This is a genomic window from Arthrobacter sp. KNU40, from assembly GCF_051515115.1.
In the GTDB taxonomy this organism is placed as follows: domain Bacteria; phylum Actinomycetota; class Actinomycetes; order Actinomycetales; family Micrococcaceae; genus Arthrobacter.
In genome coordinates this window covers 533,074-555,444 of record NZ_CP195850.1, presented here as the reverse complement: position 1 = coordinate 555,444, position 22,371 = coordinate 533,074, and the positions used below count along the sequence as shown (strand labels likewise).

The 22,371-nt window shown below is 65.1% G+C and carries 20 protein-coding genes and 1 riboswitch; of the genes, 15 read left to right on the top strand and 5 right to left on the bottom strand.

Annotation, left to right across the window (positions count from 1 at the left end; all coding sequences use genetic code 11):
• Position 1: 1 nt before the first annotated feature.
• The 11 genes from ACSKT0_RS02695 (at position 2) to ACSKT0_RS02645 (ending at position 13,484) form a co-directional block, all read left to right on the top strand.
• A complete protein-coding gene (locus tag ACSKT0_RS02695) occupies positions 2 to 2,140 on the top strand; it encodes a dipeptide/oligopeptide/nickel ABC transporter permease/ATP-binding protein (RefSeq protein ID WP_437772395.1) in 2,139 nt (712 codons plus the stop codon).
• The gene (locus ACSKT0_RS02690; protein WP_437772394.1) at positions 2,137 to 2,943 is read left to right on the top strand and encodes an ATP-binding cassette domain-containing protein; all 807 of its coding nucleotides are present in this window, start codon (positions 2,137 to 2,139) and stop codon (positions 2,941 to 2,943) included. The genes ACSKT0_RS02695 and ACSKT0_RS02690 overlap by 4 nt, the downstream gene beginning before the upstream one ends.
• A 36-nt stretch (positions 2,944 to 2,979) precedes the next feature.
• Entirely contained in the window at positions 2,980 to 3,897 is a 918-nt protein-coding gene (locus tag ACSKT0_RS02685; RefSeq protein WP_437772393.1) for a dihydrodipicolinate synthase family protein, read from the top strand.
• A 603-nt stretch (positions 3,898 to 4,500) separates the two neighbouring features.
• A complete protein-coding gene (locus ACSKT0_RS02680) occupies positions 4,501 to 5,460 on the top strand; it encodes an ROK family protein (RefSeq protein ID WP_437772392.1) in 960 nt (319 codons plus the stop codon).
• 38 nt (positions 5,461 to 5,498) lie between these two features.
• The gene (locus ACSKT0_RS02675; protein WP_437772391.1) at positions 5,499 to 6,185 is read left to right on the top strand and encodes an N-acetylmannosamine-6-phosphate 2-epimerase; all 687 of its coding nucleotides are present in this window, start codon (positions 5,499 to 5,501) and stop codon (positions 6,183 to 6,185) included.
• A 61-nt stretch (positions 6,186 to 6,246) separates the two neighbouring features.
• A complete protein-coding gene (locus tag ACSKT0_RS02670; protein WP_437772390.1) occupies positions 6,247 to 7,707 on the top strand; it encodes a dihydrolipoyl dehydrogenase family protein in 1,461 nt (486 codons plus the stop codon).
• Between the two features lie 6 nt (positions 7,708 to 7,713).
• Positions 7,714 to 9,345, top strand: a complete 1,632-nt coding sequence (locus ACSKT0_RS02665; RefSeq protein ID WP_437772389.1) for a serine hydrolase — start codon at positions 7,714 to 7,716, stop codon at positions 9,343 to 9,345.
• 79 nt (positions 9,346 to 9,424) lie between these two features.
• Positions 9,425 to 10,144, top strand: coding sequence for an ABC transporter ATP-binding protein (locus tag ACSKT0_RS02660; protein WP_437772388.1), 720 nt, complete (start codon positions 9,425 to 9,427; stop codon positions 10,142 to 10,144).
• The gene (locus ACSKT0_RS02655) at positions 10,141 to 12,177 is read left to right on the top strand and encodes a YhgE/Pip family protein (protein WP_437772387.1); all 2,037 of its coding nucleotides are present in this window, start codon (positions 10,141 to 10,143) and stop codon (positions 12,175 to 12,177) included. The genes ACSKT0_RS02660 and ACSKT0_RS02655 overlap by 4 nt, the downstream gene beginning before the upstream one ends.
• Complete coding sequence (locus tag ACSKT0_RS02650; protein ID WP_437772386.1) at positions 12,174 to 12,806, top strand: TetR/AcrR family transcriptional regulator; 633 nt, start codon at positions 12,174 to 12,176, stop codon at positions 12,804 to 12,806. The genes ACSKT0_RS02655 and ACSKT0_RS02650 overlap by 4 nt, the downstream gene beginning before the upstream one ends.
• 63 nt (positions 12,807 to 12,869) lie before the next feature.
• Positions 12,870 to 13,484 (top strand): hypothetical protein, encoded by a 615-nt coding sequence (locus tag ACSKT0_RS02645; RefSeq protein WP_437772385.1) that lies wholly within the window; start codon positions 12,870 to 12,872, stop codon positions 13,482 to 13,484.
• Here the strand turns inward: ACSKT0_RS02645 and ACSKT0_RS02640 are convergent.
• A complete protein-coding gene (locus ACSKT0_RS02640) occupies positions 13,457 to 14,413 on the bottom strand; it encodes an EamA family transporter (protein ID WP_437772384.1) in 957 nt (318 codons plus the stop codon). The two genes, ACSKT0_RS02645 and ACSKT0_RS02640, sit on opposite strands and share 28 nt — an antisense overlap.
• 72 nt (positions 14,414 to 14,485) lie before the next feature.
• On the opposite strand from ACSKT0_RS02640, the gene ACSKT0_RS02635 reads away from it, so the two are divergent.
• A complete protein-coding gene (locus ACSKT0_RS02635; RefSeq protein ID WP_437772383.1) occupies positions 14,486 to 15,442 on the top strand; it encodes a LysR family transcriptional regulator in 957 nt (318 codons plus the stop codon).
• Positions 15,443 to 15,448: 6 nt separating this feature from the next.
• On the opposite strand, the gene ACSKT0_RS02630 is transcribed toward ACSKT0_RS02635, so the two are convergent.
• The 4 genes from ACSKT0_RS02630 to ACSKT0_RS02615 all read right to left on the bottom strand — a co-directional run bounded on the left by ACSKT0_RS02630 (position 15,449) and on the right by ACSKT0_RS02615 (position 18,822).
• Complete coding sequence (locus ACSKT0_RS02630; protein WP_437772382.1) at positions 15,449 to 15,979, bottom strand: SixA phosphatase family protein; 531 nt, start codon at positions 15,977 to 15,979, stop codon at positions 15,449 to 15,451.
• Positions 15,980 to 16,127: 148 nt separating this feature from the next.
• Positions 16,128 to 16,997, bottom strand: a complete 870-nt coding sequence (locus tag ACSKT0_RS02625; protein WP_234752433.1) for a winged helix-turn-helix domain-containing protein — start codon at positions 16,995 to 16,997, stop codon at positions 16,128 to 16,130.
• 595 nt (positions 16,998 to 17,592) lie between these two features.
• On the bottom strand, positions 17,593 to 17,790 hold the full coding sequence (locus ACSKT0_RS02620) for a hypothetical protein (protein WP_437772381.1): 198 nt from the start codon (positions 17,788 to 17,790) through the stop codon (positions 17,593 to 17,595).
• Between the two features lie 132 nt (positions 17,791 to 17,922).
• Positions 17,923 to 18,822, bottom strand: a complete 900-nt coding sequence (locus ACSKT0_RS02615; protein ID WP_437772380.1) for a hypothetical protein — start codon at positions 18,820 to 18,822, stop codon at positions 17,923 to 17,925.
• A gap of 241 nt (positions 18,823 to 19,063) precedes the next feature.
• On the opposite strand from ACSKT0_RS02615, the gene ACSKT0_RS02610 reads away from it, so the two are divergent.
• From ACSKT0_RS02610 to ACSKT0_RS02600, 3 genes are all read left to right on the top strand, one after another.
• Entirely contained in the window at positions 19,064 to 19,804 is a 741-nt protein-coding gene (locus ACSKT0_RS02610; protein ID WP_078106594.1) for a response regulator transcription factor, read from the top strand.
• A gap of 12 nt (positions 19,805 to 19,816) precedes the next feature.
• Entirely contained in the window at positions 19,817 to 21,295 is a 1,479-nt protein-coding gene (locus ACSKT0_RS02605; protein WP_437772379.1) for an ATP-binding protein, read from the top strand.
• Positions 21,296 to 21,459: 164 nt separating this feature from the next.
• Positions 21,460 to 21,633, top strand: a riboswitch (cyclic di-AMP (ydaO/yuaA leader).
• A 2-nt stretch (positions 21,634 to 21,635) separates the two neighbouring features.
• On the top strand, positions 21,636 to 22,367 hold the full coding sequence (locus ACSKT0_RS02600; RefSeq protein ID WP_437772378.1) for a hypothetical protein: 732 nt from the start codon (positions 21,636 to 21,638) through the stop codon (positions 22,365 to 22,367).
• Positions 22,368 to 22,371 lie beyond the last annotated feature (4 nt).

The window sequence follows — 22,371 nt, the reverse complement described above, 5'->3', positions numbered from 1 at the left end:
CATGCGCAGCAAACTTGCTGAACGGCTCAGCGCCCCGGGCGTCCGCTTCAAGTCCCTCCCTTGGGGATCGCGTTTTGCCCTCTTGTTCCTCGTGGTCATCGCCCTCGCGGCGATCTTCGCGCCGGTCATCGCGCCACACGATCCCCTGGAAACGTTCATTCCGGCGCAAGCTCCGGACGGCGACCACTTCTTCGGCACCGACCGCCTCGGCCGTGACGTCTTCTCCCGGCTCCTTTACGGCTCACAGTCCTCGCTCATGATCGGCCTCGGCGCAGTGGCCCTCGCGATCGCCGTCGGCGCCGTGCTTGGTTCGCTCGCCGCGACGTCCGGCAAGGCCGTCAGCGAGATCATCATGCGCCTCATGGACATCCTCATGGCGTTCCCGGGCATCGCCCTTGCAGCCGTACTCCTGGCCGCGTTCGGCAACTCGGTCCCCACCATCATCGTCGCGATCGCGATCATCTACACCCCGCAGCTCGCCCGCGTGGTCCGCGCCAACGTGCTCTCCCAATACGGCGAAGACTACGTCCGCGCCGAACGAGTGATGGGTGCAAGCCGCCCCTACATCCTCCTCAAGCACATTGTCCGCAACACCGCGGCCCCGGTGCTGGTTTTCGCCACGGTCATGGTGGCCGACGCCATCATCCTCGAAGCCTCGCTGTCCTTCCTCGGCGCCGGTGTTCAGGATCCCGCGCCGTCCTGGGGCAACGTGATCTCCTACGGCCGCAACCTGGTCCTGTCCGGCGGCTGGTGGGCAACCACCTTCGCCGGCCTCACCATCCTGCTCACCGTGCTTGCGTTGAACATCCTCGCCGAGGGCCTCACCGATGCCATGGTGAACCCGAAGCTGCGCAAGGCACCTGTTGTGAAGGACGACGACGGTGCTGGCGCTGCCTTTGCGGGCGCGGCAGTGACGGGCGCCGCCGTCGATACCGAGATCGCGACGTCGGTAGCCCAGTCTTCCGTGGTCGAGCAGCACGAGCTCGACGGCGTTCGCGCCGCCAACGGCGATCCGCTCTCGGAAGAGGACTACGCGGCGTCCGTTCTGAATGATCCGAAACTCGCAGCAGAGAATCCCCACGCGCTACTCGACAAGGAACTTGAGCTCCTCGCATCCATCGAGGCCAAGCGCACGGACCGGCTCGCCCAGGTCCCCGCCGATGCCCGGAACGTTCTGGAGGTCAAGAACCTGTCCATCCGCTTCCCCGGCCGCTTCGGCGAAACCGCGATCGTGGACAACGTCTCCTTCACCGTCCGCGAAGGGGAAACCATGGGCTTGGTGGGCGAATCCGGTTGCGGCAAGTCCATCACGTCCCTCGCGATCATGGGCCTCCTGCCAAAGACCGCCGAGATCACCGGGTCCATCACCTTCGATGGCAAGGAACTCCTTGATTCCGGCTCGAAGCACAGCAATGCCAAGGCCTACCAAGGCCTACGCGGCGAACAGATCGCAATGGTCTACCAGGATGCTCTGAGCTCGCTCAACCCGTCCATGAAGATCAAGGAGCAGATGACCCAGCTGACAAGGCGCGGCGGCCGCAAGACCCCCGCCGAGTTGCTGGAAATGGTGAAGCTCGATCCCGTCCGCACGCTTGCCAGCTACCCGCACGAGCTCTCCGGCGGGCAGCGCCAACGCGTACTGATCGCCATGGCGCTCTCCCGCTCGCCGAAGATCGTGGTGGCAGACGAACCCACCACCGCGCTGGACGTCACCGTCCAGAAGCAGGTAGTGGAACTGCTCAACGAACTGCGCGAACAGCTCGGCTTCGCCATGATCTTCGTCAGCCACGACCTCGCCCTCGTTGCCTCCCTCGCACACCGGATCACGGTCATGTACGCAGGACAGGTAGTGGAATCGGCACAGGCTTCCGAGCTCCTGCAGAACCCGCGGCACGAATACACGCGCGGTTTGCTGGGCGCTGTTCTTTCGATCGAGGCCGACGCCGTCCGCCTCCACCAGATCCCCGGCACCGTTCCCTCCCCGCGCGATTTCGCGTCGGGCGACCGCTTTGCGGCCCGTTCGTTGAGGCCCGACGCCGATCCAAACCAGCCATTGGTCCTCACGGCTATTGAATCAGCCAGTGGCGGAGCGGACCGGGACCACTACTGGGCTAGCCACCTCAAGGAGGATGCAAAGTGAGTGTTTCAACCGGCAAGCCGGTCATCGAGCTCAAAGACGTCAAGGTCCATCACCGGGCCCGCACCGGCGGCCTCTTCCGGCCCAACATCGTCAAAGCCGTCAACGGCGTGGACTTCAGCATTAGCCGCGGCGAAACGGTGGGCATCGTCGGCGAGTCCGGCTGCGGCAAGTCCACGCTCGCGTCGGTGCTCGTGGGACTCCAAGCCCCGACGTCGGGCGAGGTCCTGTTCCACGGCAAGCCGGCTATCAAACGAAACGCCCGGATGCGCAAGGAATTCGGACGCGCCGTATCGGTCGTCTTCCAGGACCCGGCCACGGCCCTCAATCCGCGCATGACCATCCAAGACATCCTCACCGATCCCCTGCAGGTGCACGGCATCGGCAACGCCGCGTCCCGCTCGGCCAAGGTCAAGGAACTGCTGGCCCTCGTCGGTTTGCCGCAATCGGCTGCCGAGGTCACGCCGTCGCAGGTTTCCGGCGGCCAGCGCCAGCGCGTGGCCATCGCCCGCGCCCTCGCCTTGGACCCGGACATCATCGTGGCGGACGAGCCGACGTCGGCCCTCGACGTTTCGGTCCGTGCCCAGGTCCTGAACCTGCTGTCCGACCTGAAAACCCAGCTGAACCTTGGCATGGTGTTCATTTCGCACGATATCCAGACCGTCCGCTACGTCTCCGACCGCATCTGCGTCATGTACTTCGGACAGATCGTCGAGGAAGGCCCGGCCGCCCAGGTCTTCGACAACCCGAGCAACGACTACACCAAGAAGCTGCTCGGCGCCGCGCCCAGCCTGCTCCACACCTAAGTTTTTCCCATCAAGATCCAAGCAACGGAGATTTCTATGTCTACTCAGTTCCAGGGCGTCATTCCCCCGGTCATCACCCCCCGCCACGCAGACGGCCGCGTTGACACCGCGTCCCTGAAGAACGTCACCAAGCACCTGCTCGACGGCGGCGTGTCCGGCCTCTTCGTGTTGGGCTCCTCGGGCGAGGTCCCCTACATGACCAACGAAGAGCGCGAACTCGTTGTCTCCACAATCGCCGACGCGAACGCCGGCGCCGTACCCCTCATCGTGGGCGCCAACGAACAAACCACCAACCGCGTCATCGAAGAAGCACGCAAGGTTGTGGACCTCGGCGCCGACGCAATCGTGGTCACCTCCATGTACTACGCCATCGGCAACGCCCAGGAGACCGAAACCCACTTCCGCAGCATCCACGCTGTCGTGGACAAGCCGATCTTCGCCTACGACGTCCCCGTCCGCACGCACTTCAAACTTCCGACCGACCTCCTGGTCCGCCTGGGCCGCGACGGCGTCATCGCGGGCGTCAAAGACTCCTCCGGCGACGACGTCTCCTTCCGCCAACTCGTCCTCGCAGCCAAGGACATCCCCAACTTCGACATCTTCACGGGCCACGAAATAGTAGTGGACGGCGCCCTCCTCGCCGGCGCCCAAGGCGTAGTCCCCGGCCTCGGCAACGTCGACCCCGCCGGTTACCGCCGCCTGTTCGACGCCACCCAAGACGGAGACTGGACCGCAGCCGCCGCCGAACAAGACCGCCTGGCCGACCTCTTCGACATCGTCTACACCCCCAACGGCCGCGTCTCCGGCGGGGCAGCAGGACTAGGTGCCTTCAAGACGGCCCTCCAAATCATGGGCATCATCGAATCCAACACCATGAGCGCCCCCATGCTCTCCCTGAACGCCGAAGAAGCCTCCGCAATCCGCACGATCCTCGAGCGCAACGGCCTGGTCTAAGGTTCGCAGGCTCGCCTCGCCTGAGCGGGGTTGCCTCGCATCATTGTGCTGCCGGTCTTCACCTTTGTGGGTTGCCGAGCGTCACCTTTCGTGGGTTGCAGTGGTCGGGTCCTGCCGGCGGACCAGTTTTGCCGTCCCTTAGACACCTCCCGCCATGCAGCTCCGGTCGCTAAGCGACCTGCGCAGCATTCTGGTCGGCGATGCGGGACTACACAAAACCGTCCCTCCGGCACTCGGGCGATTGCGGAACCTTTTCGGGCGGTCCACTTTGGGTCCGCACTGTGCCGCCGCAGGCGGCAGTCGGCGGCAGGTCCCGATCGGTGAGTCGACAGTTCGCAGCGTCAGGTGAGTCGATCGCCTGAGGTGCCGGGCCGGGGTCTTGCGTAGGCGCGCATCGCCGACCAGAGTCGTCTGAAGGTCGCCCAGCGACCGGAAGACGACGTCGGGAGGTGTCTAAGCGCCGGCAAGGCAGCGGTTTGGCGCCGCCGCAACCACACCTAACCTGAGCACAGACAAAACGTACGGTCCGCGCTGACTCAACCGCAGCAAACACGTGACCGAGCAACAATGAAACCCAGCAATCGAACGATCCGGAGGACAAACATGATGTACGTGGTCGGGGTTGATCTTGGTGGGACGAAGACTGCCGCTGGGGTTGTGGGGGCCGATGGGGAGGTGTTGTTTTCGGAGCAGATTCCTACGCTGAATCGGGATGGGGGCGACGCTATTTTGCGGGCGACTGCGGCGCTCGTGGGGCGGCTCATGCGGCGGGCGGCGGGCGAGGGAATCGACGTCGGGCGTGTTGGTGTGGGTTCTGCCGGGGTCATCGATGCCGTGAATGGTGAGGTGGTTTCGGCGACTGATGCGATTCTGGGGTGGGCCGGGACAAGGTTGACGGCCGGGCTGGCGCAACTCCTCGGCTTGCCGCGGGGATCGGTCAGTGCAGTCAACGATGTGCATGCGCATGCTTTGGGTGAGGCATGGCGTGGGGCGGCTGCGGGGTCTTCGAGTTCGTTGATGGTGGCTTTCGGGACAGGTGTGGGCGGCAGCTTTGTGCTGGACGGCTCTCCTGTTTTGGGGCACCACTATGTGGGTGGGCACGTGGGGCATTTTGCTTCGCCGTACGCCTATCACGAGGGCAAAGCCCTCCCCTGCGTGTGCGGCGGCTCGGGCCACGTCGAGGCGATCGCCTCGGGGCCGGCCATCCATGAGTCGTTCATCCGTTTCGGCGGTTCCTCCGAGGTCGCGGACACCCGTGCCGTATTTGCAGTGGCTCGCGACGGCGATAGTGCAGCCGCGGCTGACAGTGCTGCCGCCATCAAAGCCATCGGGGCGGGCGCGGGTGCTGCCGGGCAGGCGATCGGCGGGCTCGTCAACATCCTCGACCCGGAGACGGTAGTGGTTTCCGGCGGTCTCGCAGATGCGGGAGATTTCTGGTGGAAACCCATGGAACGCGCCCTGCGCAAAGAGCTTATGGGCCCGCTTGCTGACATTCCCGTGCTTCGCGCGGCGCTAGGCAATACCGCGGCGATTGTGGGCGCAGCCAAACTCGTCCTGAACTGACACCAAACCACCCGAACACCCTCGCAAGGAGACACCTCATGATCCTGACCCCCGATGACCTCGAAGCCCTCCGCTCGCAGTTGATCGTCTCCTGCCAGGCCTACCCGGGCGAACCCATGCGCGATCCGCGGACGACCGGCCAGGTTGCCGCGTCGGCGGTTATCGGTGGTGCCGCCGCGGTCCGGGTCCAGGGCCTCGCGGATGTCCAGTTCACCCGCACAGCTGTGGAGGTTCCGGTGATCGGGCTCTGGAAGGACGGGCACGACGGCGTGTTCATCACCCCGACGCTCCGGCACGCCCTCGCCGTCGCGAATGCCGGCGCACACGTCGTGGCGATCGACGGCACCCGACGCCCGCGTCCCGATGGCTTGACCCTCAAGCAAACCGTCGATGGAATCCATGCTGAATCGCATACCTTGGTCATGGCTGACTGCGGTTCCTACGCTGATGCTGTGGCCGCCGTCGAAGCCGGTGTTGACCTGATCGGCACCACGCTGGCCGGGTACACCGGGGAACGTGCCAAGACAGACGGCCCCGATCTCGAGCTTCTCGCGGAGATCGCCGGCGCCGGACTAGGCAAGCCGCTCATCGCCGAGGGCCGCATCCACACCCCCGCACAAGCCCGCCAGGCCCTCGACGCCGGTGCGTTCGCCGTCGTCGTCGGCACCGCCATCACGCATCCGGCGAGCATCACCGGCTGGTTTAAGGGCGCAATGCACGCCTGATCAAGCAGAATCCGTCGCCGCATCCCTGATCCCCGCCGGTGTCCGGGCGTAGGCTTCTCCCATGGCTGACGAGAATATCCGGGAATTCGATGTCATCGTGATCGGCGCCGGGACGGTGGGTGAGAACGTTGCAGACCGAGTGGTCCGGGGCGGCCTTACCGCGGCCATCGTTGAGGCTGAACTCGTCGGAGGGGAATGCTCCTACTGGGCCTGCATACCGTCCAAAGCACTCCTTCGGCCTGGAACCGCGCTGCACACAGCACAATCAGTGCCCGGAGCATCGGACTCCGTCACGAAGGTCCTGGATCCCGCGCCGGTCCTGAAGTACCGGGACTACTTCACCAACAAGTGGCAGGACGACGGCGCGGTGCAGTGGCTCGTGGACTCCGGCATCGAACTCATCCGGGGCCGGGCGCGCATCACGGGCCCGCGCGAAGTCCAAGTGGACGGCAAGGACGGCAACAGCTACTCGCTCAAGGCCCATCACGCCGTAGTGGTGGCCACCGGATCCACACCACTCATCCCGAAAATCGACGGCTTGCGCAACGTCCCCTACTGGACAACCCGCGGCGCCACCTCGGTGCAGCAAATCCCCAAGCGGTTCATCGTCCTTGGCGGCGGTGTCGCCAGTGTGGAGCTTGCCCAAGCGTTTGCCCGTTTGGGCTCGTCGGTTTCGATCGTTGCCCGAGGCCGGCTGTTGAGCGCGTTCCCGGAGGAAGCCGCCAATCTGGTTGCCGCGGGGCTTCGGGCCGACGGCGTCGATCTCCACCTTGGGACAGACACCACGCTCGTCGAACACAACGCGGACCATGCCTTCAGCGTCACCCTGGGCGACGGGACAGTCTTGAACTCCGACCAGTTGCTGGTGGCGACCGGTCGGCGGCCCTCCCTGGACAATTTGGGACTCGAAAACGTAGGGCTCGACGCCGAGGAGGGCAAGCCTCTGCGCCTCACCACGGACTCGAGCGGCTTGGTTGAGGGTGCCGCGAGCGACGGCACCAGCGGGCTGTGGCTTTACGCGGCCGGCGATGCTGCGGGATCGGTCTTCCTCACCCATCAGGGGAAGTACGAGGCCCGGGCAACCGGCGACGCCATCGTGGCCCGCGCCAAGGGAACCCTCCACGGCGACCCTAAGCCCTGGAGCGCCCTCGCAAAGACGGCCGACGAATACGCGATACCCAGCGTGGTCTTCACGGATCCGGAAGTGGCATCCGTGGGCCCGAGCCTCAAGCAGGCGCTGCAAAAGGGCATCAACGCAAGCTCGGTGGAACTCCCCATCAACGTGTCCGGCTCCCAGCTGCATTCGGAAAATTACGAAGGCTGGGCGCAACTCGTGGTGGACGAGGACCGGAAGGTGGTGGTGGGCGCGACGTTCGCCGGGCCCGGAGTAGCCGAGCTTTTGCACGGCGCAACCATCGCGATTGTGGGCGAAGTGCCGTTGGACCGGCTGTGGCATGCGGTGCCGTCGTTCCCGACCATCAGCGAGGTGTGGCTGCGCCTCTTGGAGAAGTACGGACTGTGAGGACTCATGGACATTTCTCCCGATAGGCGCGCGCTGCTCAAGACGATCGGGCTTGGAGCGGCCGGCGTAGCCAGTATTTCGGTACTGTCGGCTTGCACTGGTGAATCCGCACAGCCCGCGTCACAAGCGTCGGCCGCACTGCTCCCGGCCCCGCCGGGGCAGATCGAACCGCTTCTGGACAGGGCGAAGGTCAACGGCGCCTTGAGCAAGCTCGACGGTTTGATCCAAGACGCCATGGAGAAGACCGGATTGCCCGGGATGGCGGTGGCCGTGGTGTACCGGGACGAGGTGGTGTACTCCAAGGGCTTCGGCATCCGGGAGGTCGGGAAGCCGGAACGGATCGGTTCTGACACGGTCTTCAAGCTCGCTTCGGTATCCAAACCCTTGGCGTCAACCGTGGTGGCGGGCGTGGTGGGGCGGCAACTCATCAAATGGACCGACTCCGTCATTGAATCCGATAAGGACTTCTCGCTCAAGGATGACTACGTCACGCGAAATGCCACCTTTGCCGACCTCATGTCGCACCAGAGCGGCCTGAAAACAGCGTCAGGTGATCTGCTGGAAGACCTCGGATTCGACCGGGCATACATCCTCAGCCACCTCAACCAGGAGCCGCTTGATACCTTCCGGTCCAGCTACAACTACAGCAACTTCGGCTACACGGCAGGCGGTGAGGCAGCTGCCAAAGCAATGAAAATGTCTTGGGAGGATCTGGCGGACGAGATCCTTTTCCGGCCGCTCGGCATGTCCGCAAGCAGTTACCGCAACTCGGACTATGAGAAAGCGTCGGACAAAGCCGCCATCCATGTGCCCCTAGGGAACAAGCAATGGGCAGCGAAGTACCACCGCGACGCCGACTCCGAGGCCCCGGCCGGGGGTGCGAGTTCCTCGGTCCGGGACCTCGCCCAGTGGCTCCGGCTGCAACTCGGCAACGGCAGCTTCGGCGGCAAGCCGGTTATCGATCCGGCTGCACTCCAAACGACCCATGTTCCGCATGCGGTTTCGGGCCCAGCATCCTCTCCCGCCGCGCGCTCCCGCTTCTACGGCCTGGGATGGAACGTCACCTATGACGACCAGGCACGTGTCCAGCTAGGGCACTCCGGAGCGTTCAATCTTGGCACCGCCACCGCTGTTGCCATGCTCCCTGGGGAGCAGCTAGCCATCGTGGCCCTGACTAACGGACGTCCGCAGGGCATTCCCGAAGCAATCACCGCAGGTTTCCTGGACGCAGCGCAGCACGGCGCACCCACAGTCGATTGGCTGGCATTTACCGCTGGTGTGTTCAAGCAGATCGATGACTCCGAGAAACCGAAGGTCGACTACACCAAAGTTCCCTCCAACCCTGCTCCGGCCCGAGCAAACATTGCGTACACAGGCACGTATGCCAACCCCTACTACGGCCCGCTCGAGGTCCTCGACCAGGACGGAAAGCTGGCCCTCAGGATGGGACCGGCCGGCAGCCCGACCACCTTCCCGCTCGTCCACTTTGACGCCGACACTTTCAGCTTTGAATCTATCGGAGAGAACGGCAATGGCCTGGCCGGGGCAGTTTTTGCCGGGGGCAGCAGCCGCGCACCCAGTGTCACGCTCGACTTTTACGACAGGACAGGACTGGGAACCTTCACGCGGGCCGAGTAGCCGCCCAAACTCTATTTGAACTGACTGGTCAGTTCAGTTACGATTGGAGCAGATAACAGGTTCTGCGAAAGGTCCAATTGTGCTGTCTGCACAGCAACTCCAGATCGACGGCCGCCGGGACGATCTCCTGCCTCCCACTTCCCTCGAAGCCAGGCGCGGGGAACTCCTCCTGGTCAGCGGCGACGGTCAGGACCAGCGCACCGCGTTGGCGCTTGCGCTGAGCGGCCGGATGAAACCCAGCAAAGGCCTCCTGAGCTGGGACAACTCGACGAAGACCAAGAAAGTCCGGGCCGCGAGCGCCCTGATTGACGCTCCCGGCGTCAACGAGCCGGAACAGCATTTGAGCGTCCGCGACCTCGTCACCGAAGACCTTTCCCTCATCCCCCGCCGCTACCGTGGCGCCCTCCTCAGCAAGCCGTGGCTCAAGGTCAACCGCTTCGAGGACATCGCCGGGCTCTGGATTGAGCAGCTCCCTGCCGACCGGCGCCTCGAGCTGCTGACTGCCCTGGCCCTCGCGGACCCTGCCCTTGACCTCCTGGTGCTCGACTCCCCGGACCGGCACAGCGCAAACACCGCAGACTGGCTCCCCCGCCTTGAGCAGTTGGCGTACGACGCCGGGCGGCCGCTCGCCGTCGTCGCGGTCGTTTCTGCCCTCCCGGACAGCTGGGACGGACCGGCCGCGGTGATCGGCAACTCGGTCGCGCATACTGCACCGGCCGAACCGCCCGCCGAACCCGCCGACGACCCGCAAGAAGATCCCGAAGAAGTACCCGAAACCCTGCAAAGGACCGCAAAGTGACTGTTCTGCGGCTGGCCCGCTCCGAACTCAAGCGCATGACCGGCGGGCTCCTGCCTAAGCTGACCATCCTCGCCCTGACCATGGTGCCCCTGCTCTACGGAGCCGTGTACCTTTACGCGAACTGGGATCCTTACGGCAATCTCAACCAGATCGACGCAGCCTTGGTCGTCGAAGACGCGGGAGCCCAGCCGGCCAACGGTCCCGAACTGCAGGCGGGCCAGAAGGTTGCCGACAGCCTCGTGCAGAGCCACGTTTTCAACTGGCAGCGAGTGACCACCGCGGCCGAAGCCGACGCCGGCGTGGAATCCGGCAAATACGCCTTCGCCCTGAAGATTCCAAAGGACTTTTCCGCCAACCTGGTCTCGCCGGGCAGCTTCGACGCCGCCAACCAGGCGATGCTCAACGTCACCACCAACGACGCGAACAACTATCTCCTCAGCACCATCGTCGACAAGCTCACCACCGCGGTGCACTCCACCGTGGCCAAGGAAGTGGGCGAGGAAACCGCCAACCAACTCCTCACGGGCTTCGGCACCATCCACGCTTCCATCGTCAAGGCGTCCGACGGCGCCTCCCAGCTCGCCGATGGCGTCGGCAAGCTCAGCGACGGCGCGGCCACCCTCCAGAACGGCACGAGCAAGCTCAGCAGCGGCGCGTCCGAGCTACTGGCGGGCCAAAATAAGCTGCGCGACGGCGCCAATCAGCTGAACGGCGGCGCCGGGCAGCTCAGCGCAGGGCTCACCGAACTGAAGAACAAGACCGCATCCCTTCCGGCCGACTCACAGAAGCTCGCCGACGGCGCCGCCCAAGTAGCCGCCGGAAACGCGCAGTTGAACGCGAAAGTCCAGGACGTCGTCGGGCAGCTTTCAGCGTTCGACGCCGGGGCGCGGGACCGCGTTGTCGCCTCCAACGCGCGGCTCGTGTCCTCCGGGGTCATCACGCAGGACCAGGCGAACAAGATCCTGGCAGACTTCGACACCGCCGCCGCGTCCGGCCCGGTCACCGACGCCAAAGCCAAGATCTCGGCCGATGCCGCCCAGATCCAGCAGCTTTCCGACGGATCGGCTGCGGTCAGTGCGGGCGCCGCCAAACTTGCCGGTGCCACGCCGGCACTGACGGGCGCCATCGGCCAGGCCTCGGCAGGCGCGGACCAGCTCAGCTCCGGCGCCGCGACGCTGGCCGCGGGTGAACAGTCTGCCGTCAACGGCACGGCGGCCCTCGCCGACGGTGCGGCAAAGCTCGACGACGGCGCGGCGCAGCTTGCCAGCGGTGCCGCGACGGCCGCGGACGGATCCCGCACCTTGGCGAGCGAGTTGGCGAAGGGCGCAGGCAAGGTCCCGAACCCGAACGACGCCCAAAAGAGCGAGGTGTCCAAAGTGATCGCGGATCCTGTGGCGGTCAGCAACGTCTCGCAGGCCAAGGCAGGGTCCTACGGTGCGGGCCTGGCCCCGTTCTTCCTGACGCTGTCCCTTTGGATCGGTGTGTTCATGCTGGTCCAGGCGATGCGTCCCATCACGCAGCGGGCCTTGGCCTCGAACGCTCCGTCGTGGAAAATCGCCGTCGGCGGTTGGCTGCCGTTCTTCGTGGTGTCCGTGCTGCAAGCAAGCATCCTCACCCTCGTGGTGGACCTGGGGCTGGGCCTCAACGCGGCGCACCCGGTGTGGATGTGGTTGTTCATGCTGGCCGCGGTCATGGCATTCACGGCCCTGATCCAGGGCATCGTGGCTTTGCTGGGGACTCCCGGAAAGTTCGTGGTGTTGATCCTGCTGGTCCTGCAGTTGGTGTCTTCCGGCGGAACGTTCCCGTGGCAAACCACCCCCATGCCGCTGCACGTGGTGCACGAGATCATGCCAATGGGCTACGTTGTGACCGGGATGCGGCATTTGATCTATGGCGGCGATTTGTCCATGATCTGGCCGATTGTCCTGGGCCTGCTTGGCTACACTGTGCTGGGAGCCGCGCTTTCCACGCTGGCCGTCCGTAAGCACAAGTTCTGGACCCTCAAGACCCTGAAGCCGGAGATCGCCGTATGAGCATGCAAGAGCCGGAGGCCCTCGGGTTCCCGGAGAAGAAGCTCCGCCCGGCCCGCACGAACGCGACCAAGCAGCGCCTCTTCGACGCTTCCATGGAGCTGATCGGCGAGCGCGGCGCAGCGGGGGTCACAGTGGACGAGATCGCGGCCGCAGCCGGAGTGTCCAAGGGAACGGTCTACTACAACTTCGGCAGCAAGTCCGATCTGATCGCCCAGTTGCTGCGCCACGGCGTCGACATCATGCTCGGCAGGCTCCAGACCATCGAAGGCCTGCACGCCGATCCGCTCGAGGCCATGGAGGCCATGCTCGGCCAGGCCATGGACTTCATGGACGACTACCCGTCCTTCGCGCGGCTCTGGATCAGCGAGAACTGGCGGACGCCCAGCGAATGGGGCAAGCTCTTCGTCGAACTCCGCACCGAGTTGCTGGCCGTGATTGGCTCAGCCATCGAAAAGGTCGCCACCACGTACACCGTGGATACGGGCATTGCCCGGGGCAGCCTCGAGGCGGCGATGTTCGGAGCGATCTTCGTGGTGGGCCTTGACCGGCAGACGTACAACCCCGAGCGCACCCGCGAGCAGAGCATTGCGGCCATCATGACTATCATGCGCGGCTACGTACTGCGGTAACGGTATGGCAACTGGCGCGTCTTGGGGCGTGGCGCTGCCTGCCCGTCAGGGATGATTAATCCCATGCGTCACATGGGGAACAGTGGAAAGCTAGCGATCATCTCTGCCGTGGTGTCCGCTGGTTTGCTGGTACTCCTCGCCATCACCCTTGACGAAACTGTGATGTACATCTTCCTTGGGGTCCTGGCGATCGGCTATCTGGCGTGCGTCGCCGAGGTTTTCACCCGCCGCAGGTACTTCATGCTGGTTCTCGGAGCCATCTCGACGATCTTCTTCATCGCGTTCGGAATCGCATTTCTGCGCATGTGGGGCCTCGCCTTCAACCAGGACGAGAACGCCCTGGGCAGCGCAGTGAGCACCAAAGATTCGGACATCTACTTCTACCTCGCCGCGCTTGCCGGCTGCAGCTCCCTGCTGAGTTTGTTCCTGGGGGCGGTATGGCCATCCCGCCGTGCGAAGGCGGCGGCCCGGCCTGTTGCCCGCCGGCCGGCGTCCCGGCCTGCTTCGCGTCCTTCCCCGGCACCCGCCAGGCCCGCCCAGCGGCCGGCGGCCCGTCCGGCGTCGGGGGCTGTGAAGCGCCCGGTCCAGAGGAAGCCGGCAACCCCTGCCAAGCGCCCGACGTCGGGGTCCCTTCCTCCGCGATCGCCGGCTCAGCGCAGGCCGGCACCCAAGCGCTGACGTACTTCGGGCGCCGCCAGATCCCCGGGCTTCGCGCGTCGCTGCAGCACGGCAGTCGCCACGCCGCCCAGCAGGAGGAGGCCGCCAGCCAGTTCCGCCGTCGTCGGGACCTCTGAGATGAGCAGCCACGCCGCGGTCATTCCCACCACCGGGACCAACAACGTGAAGGGCACCACGGCCGAGCTCGGGTAGAGGCTAAGCAGCCGGTTCCAGATCCCATAGCCCACCAGCGACGCGAAAATGGCGGTGTACAGGGCGCTCAAGATGGTCGCCGGCTGAAGGTTGGTGAGGGTCCCGACGACGGCGGCCGGCCCGTCCACGATCAGCGACAAGCCCGCAAGCGGCAACGGGACAACCGCCCCGGACCAGACCACCAGCCCCAGTCCCGAGGCCGCCTTGGCCCTGCGTGCGATGATGTTTCCCGCGGCCCAGGACAACGCCGCTGCGAGCACGATCATGAGCGGCACCACCGGGGCCACCAAGCTACGACCCACCGCTACGAGGGCAAGCCCTGCGACACCCAGAACCACTCCGGTCAGTTGGCGCTTGCTCGGCCGCTCACCGAGGAACCGGGCCGCCAAAAGCACTGTCAGGAGCACTTGCGCCTGGAGCACAAGCGAGGCGAGCCCGGCAGGCATCCCGAGCGCCATGCCCAGATAGAGAAGGCCGAACTGCCCGGCGCTCATAAAGAGCCCGACGCCGATGATCGCCTTCCAGCTGACGTCCGGTTTGCGGACGAAGAAGATACAGGGGAACACCACCAGCAGGAAACGGATGGCGACGAACAGCAGCGGGGGCACGTCGGCCGAGCCGCCGCTCCCGTTGCCGCCATTCCCGCTTGCGGGGTGTAGGCCAAAGTCGATCGCGACGAAATTCAGGCCCCAAAGGACGGCGACAAGGACGGCGAGTGCTGAGTGTCGGATATTCACGATTCAACTCTGACAGTCAAGAGGATGAAGCACCAGCGTTGAATTCTGCATTCAATCATGTACGTTTGCTTCATGATTGAGATTGCGGCGCTACGGGCCCTCGTAGCAGTTGAACAGCAAGGCTCGGTAGTGGCGGCCTCGGAAGCCATGGGCTTCAGCCCCTCGGCGGTCTCCCAGCAGATCAAGAAGCTCGAGAAGCAGAGCGGTGTCACGGTCCTGGAGCGGCATGGCCGCGGCGTACTGCTGACCGACCGCGGCATGGCATTGGCCGAGTACGGACGCCGGATCCTGGGCGAGTTGGAGGAGCTACAGGCCACCTTGCTCGCCGACCCAGCGAAGCCGAGCGGAGTGCTTCGGCTCGTCGGGTTCTCGACGGCCTGCCGCGGGCTGGTGGGGCCGATGCTGCGGAAACTTGGCGCAGATCAGGCTGTTGCCATCGCTTCGGCAGCGGGGAGCTCCGGGCTTGGCGGCTCCGGGCTTGAAATCCGGGTGGTGGCCGAGGACCCGCGCGAGGCCGTCCAAAGGGTCGCAACCGGTGAAGCCGATCTCGGCGTCGTGCACAACTGGCACTCAGTGCCCTTGGTGATTCCGGAGAACATGGTCCACGAGGACCTCTGCCTCGACACCGCCGACGTCCTGCTGAACTCAGCCCACCGGCTGGCCGGCCGGACCGCCGTCGAGCCCTCCGACCTGGTAGACGAACGCTGGATCAGCACGCCGGCCGGCGCCATCTGCAATGAGGCGTTGCTGGCGATCCTCGCAGGCCTGGGGCGGGTGCCGGATATCCGCATCTACGACCCCGACTTTTCCACGCACATCGCAATGGTCCAGCAGGGTGTTGCGGTGGCGCTCGTGCCCCGGCTCGGCAGGCCCGAGCTCCCCTCTGGAGTGGTGGCGGTGCCCGTGGTCAACCCGATGCAGCAGCGCCAGGTGGGAATCGTGTACCGGAAGACCATGACGGCAAGCCCCAGCATCCGCCACGTCGTGCGCTTGCTGCAGGATGTGGCCGCGGGCCTCGGGGCGGGCTAGCCCGGACTACTTCTTTGGGCGCGGAACTGCGAAGTGCGTCAGCCGTGCATCCTGGCCATCGAGTTCAGCCCACGGCTTTTCGAGTTCCATCACGGTCATGGCGCTCGTGGGGTAACGAGTTGCGGCGTCCATGTAGGCGTCGTGGTCCGAGTCGCGGGAAGCCAAGTGCATCGCGAGGTCCTGAACACCGGGCATATGGGAGAAGATCATGAGCGTGGTGACGGTTTCCGGCACATGGTTGATGACGGTCAACATGCGCTGCGCGGAGGCGGCGTACAGGCCGTCCTCGAGTTTCGGCGTCGGGGCCTTGTCCCCCAGCTCGCTGCACACCCAAGTGCAGGTCTGCCGGGTCCGCAGCGAGGACGAACACAGGATGAAGTCCGGAATCACGTGGTGCTTGAGGAGCCATTTCCCGGCAAGGGGAGCCTCCCGGTGGCCACGCTCGGCAAGGGGGCGCTCATGGTCCGGCACCCCGAGAGGCCAGTCCGACTTCGCATGCCGCATGATCACCAGCCGCTTAATGTGATGCTCGCTCATCCCCCCACCCTACTATCCCAACTGACTCGCATTTGTTGTCGTTTTGACGCCTGTAAACGACAACAAATGCGAGTCAGTTGGGTGGGCCGCGGGGAAGCGAAAGCGCCCGCCCCCTAGACAGGGAGCGGGCGCTTTGAGCTGGTTGAGACTAGATCGAGTATTCCGGAGCGGCCCAGACGATGACCTCGGGGTGCTCGTAGAAGCGGTAGCCCTGGCCGCGCACCGTGCGGACCGTGTTTGCGAGGCGCCCGAGCTTGGAGCGGAGGCGCCGGATGTGGACGTCGATGGTGCGCTCGTTGGGGACCTCTTCGGCGTTGCGCCACAGGCCCTCGAGGAGTTCATCGCGGCCCACGGTGCGGGTGCCGTTCTCGACGAGGTAGTTGAGGAGCTCGAATTCCTTGAACGTGAGGTTCAGCGATTCGCCGTCGAGGTGCACTTCACGACGGGCGAGGTCGATCAGGACGCCGGACGGGCGGGCTTCCTGGGCAGGCTGCGGGCGGAGCGCCTCGGCGCGCTGGCGGTTGCCAACGGTCGGGTCACCGAAAGTCGAGCGGACGACGTCGAGCGCGGAACCGGGCGCACTGGCTGGGGCTACCGCGACGGCGGCATAGCTCTCGGCGCCGGAAACGAGGGACTGCGCGTAGGCCCGGATTTCCTGGGCAAGCTTGGCGATGGACGTTCCGGCGGCCGCAGCGGTGTCTTCGTCGATGCCCATGTAGAGCACGAACCCGCGGGCCACATTGTCATTTGCAACGGGACGGATGGAACGGTCCGCTGGCGCCAGGACGGGCGTGGGTGCAGTCATCGGCGAGGCCTCGTTGGCGGGAACAGCGCGGAGCTGGCCATAGGAGTTGGGGTTATAGCCCTGGGGGACGTAGCCGGGCGCCTGGCTGCCACCCTGCGGTGCGGGCTGGGCGTAGGCCGGGCGGTTGCCGAAGCCGGGACGCAGGCCGGCGTTCGACGCGGCCTTATTGGCGTTACGGACGGAGATGTGGACGTATCCGGATGCAACTGACATGGATTGCTTACCTCAAAGTGAATAGCCGTCATCGCGGCTTCGAATGCTGGTCTGGTCCCCGCAATGAGATGGGGAGGGGCGCCCGACGCTGGGCAGGGGGCGAATGCCTGAAACCTCTTTGGGTCTGAAGTTAGGCATGCATTCGACAACAGCTCATCGAAAAACCAGCGGGTGCGCTGGGCTCGATCGCTGCGGCTGCAGATGCTGTTGAGTTCTTGTTCACATTTGAAGTGTGCAACGTAACAAAGGGAACTTGCAAGTAACAAAGGACCGAACCGTCCACATTTTGAGACGAATCGGACTATTGTGCCGCACATCACAATTCAGACATGTCCAAATGTGACTCGTTCTCGTTCGTCATACTGGCCTTTGTGCACGAAATATTCGAATAAAATTTGATGGAAAGATCATTCCTTGAATCTTAAGTCACGTCATGCGCTTGCCTTTGAATCTCGAGATATGAAACAACCCTTGTCCAATCGTGGGTCTGCGTCCTGTGAAAATTCTTTGGCAAATCGTCTGCTAGGTCCCTTGCAATCGCCCCGGAGACACGCCGTGCTCGCATTGGATGTCGTTTTGAAAGCCCGTAACGACATCAGCTCCGTGGGCCCACGCCGCCAGGGTTCCCTGGCCGTGGGGCCACGCCGGCGAGGGTCCCTGCCTGTGGGGCCACGCCGGCGAGGGTCCCTGCCTGTGGGGCCACGCCGGCGAGGGTCCCTGCCTGTGGGGCCACGACGGCGAGGGTCCCTGCCTGTGGGGCCACGCCGGCGAGGGTCCCTGCCTGTGGGGCCACGCCGGCGAGGGTCCCTGCCTGAGCTTGCGAAGGCTGGGAGCCGGTGGGGACTTGCGAAGGCTGGGAGCCGGTGGGGACTTGCGAAGGCTGGGAGCCGGTGGGGACTTGCGAAGGCGAGGGTGGCCGTGGGGACTAGTTCGTGGTGCCGGTTCCTTGGGTGCTCGAAGTGGTGGCAGTGACGATCTGGATGGACTGCGCCGTGTACTTGTCCGATTCCTTGAGCGCGGTGACCCTCACGCTGGATCCGGATTTCACATCGGCGAGGGTCAGGGTGGTGCCAGTGGTTCCGCTTCCGCGTTGCCGCATGCCCTCAGCTACCACGACGTCAGTTCCCAGCGCATAGCTGCGGGTGAATCCGTCGTCGCTCTTCACGGTCATGGAACTCGCCGAGATGTCAGTGACTGTACCCAGCTGGCCCGCCATGGTGACGTAGCTGCCGTTCTGGAGGACCACATACTCGGAGTGGACCGCAGCGTTCAGGCCGCCCATGCCAACGCCGAGCCCTCCCGGGCCTGCGTTCGTCCCACCTGGGCCGCCGAACCCGCCCTGGCCGTTCTGCCCGGCCCCCGGTCCCTGCGCGTTGGTGGTATCTGCTGCCGCGGTCCCGTTTCCGGCGGCGTAAGCACCGGCCCCTGCCGCCGCAGCCACCACGACCGCGACGCCGCCAACAATGAGCCCCTTCTTCAGGCTCCAATTCTTGAAAAACGAAGGCCGGGACTGTCCGGAGTTGTATTGCTGCGGAGCACCCCACCCGGCGGCTGGCTGCCCAGGCTGCTGGTTCACCGGCGGTTGCGGAGCACCCCACCCGGCGGCTGGCTGCCCAGGCTGCTGGTTCACCGGCGGCTGCGGAGCACCCCACCCGGCGGCAGGCTGCCCAGGCTGCTGGTTCACCGGCGGCTGCGGAGCACCCCACCCGGCGGCAGGCTGCCCAGCACCAGGCTGCGCAGAATCGTCAAGGGGGCGGATCACCGGCTGCGGGTGCCCGCTCTCCGGCTCGGAACCAAGTACGGAGGGGTTGTTTTGCTGATCCATGGTCTTCTCCATCGAAATCGAGGCTGTTTGGTCGTGCGTGTTCTTGTCCCAAACAGCGTCAGTCTCTTTGCTGTGCATTGGCTGTGTCGAACTGCAGGCTTGCCTGTGACCTGCCGCTCGGTATGGTGTCGGATTCTGCTGGAACCGGAACAACCTCCCGACAGGTGGCTAGGCTGGGACTCACAGGGTGCTCACAGCAACGGCAAAGCACTGGCAAACCGGCAGATTGGAGAGTTGTCCCATGGCATCCTCGCACTCCATGACCAATAACCTACCGCAGCTCAGCCACCCGGACGGTTCTCCAATCCGCGCCCTTGTGGTGGACGACGAACCCAGCCTCGCCGAGCTCATGAGTATGGGCTTGCGCATGGCGGGTTGGTCGGTGGCCGTGGCGGGCGACGGTCCCGCTGCGGTAAAGCTCGCCAAGGATTTCCGCCCGGATGTCCTGGTGCTGGATGTGATGCTTCCGGGGTTCGACGGCGTTGAGCTGCTGGGCAGGATCCGCGCCTTTGCGCCTGAGGTGCCTGCGCTCTTCCTCACGGCGAAGGATGACGTGCAGGACCGCATCGTCGGGTTGGCCGCCGGCGGCGACGACTATGTCACCAAGCCGTTCAGCATGGAGGAAGTCCTGCTGCGCCTGCACCGCCTGGTCCAACGCTCGGGAGTGGCGGCGATGGACACGGCCGAACTGGTTGTAGGTGACTTGACCCTGAACGTAGACACACGAGAAGTTACTCGCGGAGGCGAAGACATTCCTCTCACGGCGACACAGTTCGAGCTCCTCCGCTACCTCATGGAGAATCCCAAGCGCGTGGTCAGCAAGGCCCAGATCCTTGACCGCGTGTGGGACTACGATTTCGGCGGGCAAGCCAACATCGTGGAGCTTTACATCTCATACCTGCGCAAGAAGATCGAGGCCAACCACCCGCCCATGATCCACACGGTGCGCGGAGCAGGCTACGTCATCAAGCCCGCCGAATAGCCGGGGCTCCGAATGTCCGCACTCTCGGGTATCCCCCGTCAGACCGACCACAGCTGGTTCAATCCTTCAACCTGGCACTTGCGCACGCGCTTGATCCTTCTCTCCATGGCACTCCTCGTGGCCATTTGCGGTGCCGTCGGTGTGGTCAGCTACGCCTCCATGGATGTGTTCCTCACGAAACAGCTGGACCAGCAATTGGCGCAGGCCTCCCATGGCCGCCCGCCGCAAGGCAACCCTGGCGGCCGACCGGACCCCTTGGACCCCCGGGGCCAAAGCATCGGCACCCTGAATGCGCGTATTCTCGCAGGTCAGGTGAGCACCGATGCTGGATTCCTGTCCTCTGATGCCACCCGTGCGCCGTTGTCGCCCAGCGACGCTCGAATCCTGTCGGCGCTCCCCTCCGATGGCCGCCCGGTTGATCGCACCCTGTCCAATGGCGGCTACCGGCTGGTGGCCACCGAAACTCCCTACGGCGATGTTGTCATCACGGGGCTGCCGCTCGCCTCGAAAGAGGACACCGAGGCCTCACTCGTCTGGACCATGGTGCTGGTTTCCTTGGGCGGACTGGTCCTGATCGGGCTGGCCGGAACCGTGCTGATCCGCCGGACCATGCGCCCCTTGGAGCAGCTCTCCGACGTCGCCACGAAGGTGTCGAAGCTTCCGCTCGACGCCGGTGAGGTGGCACTCGCTGTGCGCGTTCCGGCGTCGGCGGCCCACCCGAGCACGGAAGTGGGAAGCGTCGGCCACGCTTTGAACTTGATGTTGGACAACGTGTCCAGCGCCCTAGAGGCGCGCCAGCAAAGCGAAACAAAGGTGCGCCAGTTCGTGGCCGACGCTTCACACGAGCTGCGCACTCCGCTGACCGCCATCCGCGGCTACACCGAGCTCTTGCGCATGACGGAGACGTTCACCGAGGACGGGCGCAAGTCGCTGGGCCGGGTGCAGAGTCAGTCGGAACGCATGACCACCCTCGTGGAGGACCTCCTCTTGTTGGCCCGGCTGGACGAAGGGAAGGCCCCCGAGTTCACCGATGTGGATCTCACGCAGTTGGTGATCGAAACCGTCAGCGACGAGAAAGTCATGGCCCCCGAGCACATCTGGCAGCTCAAGCTCCCGGACGAGCCTCTCACGGTCCGCGGCGACACCACTCAACTCCACCAGGTTTTGGCGAATCTGCTCTCCAACGCCCGTAAACACACGGAGGCGGGAACCACCGTGGTCACCGGCGTCATGCGCTCTGCCGACGGCAGCGCAGTGGTGACCGTGACTGACAACGGGCCGGGCATCCCGCCTGAATTCCAAGGCAGGATCTTCTCGCGCTTTGCCCGTGCCGACGCCGCCCGCTCCGGTTCCGAGGGCACGTCCGGGCTCGGCTTGTCGATCGTGGAATCCATTGTCCAGGCGCATGGCGGCACGGTCGAAGTGGCCTCGCGGCCCGGACGGACGGAGTTCGCCGTGCGTCTTCCGGCGCTCAGGACCGCCACGGCCTGAAAGGCCGCTCTGGCGGGCGCGACGCCGGTGCGCGGCGAGCGCAAGTCGACGCACCGACGTCGTGATCTCCGTTACCTAAATGTGACTTAAGTAAGATCCTCCTGTACCGTCGAATGGGTGCGCTGGATCATTCCGGCCACCGCCGGGTAGGCGCCGAGCTCTGCCACTCCCCGGTGCCCATCAGTCCAGGCAGAGACGGGGGACCCAGGTCTCCGGGCAAGCGCTCATGTTGAGCCAGCCCTAGGGGTGAAGCCGTACCGCCACGTTCCGCTGTGGCCACGGCCGGATGACCTCATCCGAATCCGACAGCTAACTCCGCAGGCGTCGAGAGGCAATCACCATGTCTGATTCAAGGAATCAGTCGCGCCCTGTTGCGCGCCACCGCGGCGAACCTGCCCGGAATAACAAGTCACGCTCCACTTTGAGGCGTGCCGCGTCGAACCTCGGCACCGGCCAGCGCATGGCAGTTGTTGCCGGCGTCGTTGCCGTGTTCCTCGGTGCAGGTGCCGCCACCCAGGCCGCCGGTCAAGCCATCAATACCCAGGACATGACCCGCACGTCCGAATCCCGCACGGCAGACCACTCAGCCACGCCGTCGGCGAGCGCGAGCCCCAAGGCCAGCGCCACGCCGACGCCGAGCCAGGCACCCGCCCCCGCTCCGGCCGCCGTCGCGGCCCAGGCTGCCGCACCGGCCGCGCCCGTGGCACCCCCTGCCCCCGTTGCACCCGCAGCTCCGGCAGCCCCGGCCGCACCCGTCGCCGTCGATGATCCCTCCGGCGCCCAGGCTTATGCCGCAAGCATCCTTCCCTCCTACGGTTGGGGACAGGGCGAGATGTCAGCCCTGATCACCTTGTGGAACAAGGAATCGGATTGGCGCACCACTGCCACCAACTCCTCCAGTGGCGCTTACGGCATTGGGCAGTCGCTGCCGGCCGAAAAGATGGCGTCCGAAGGCGCCGACTGGCAGACCAACTACCAGACGCAGATCCGCTGGGGCCTGAACTACATCAAGGAACGCTACGGATCGCCGTCCGCGGCATGGTCCTTCCACTTGGCCCATAACTGGTACTAAACCA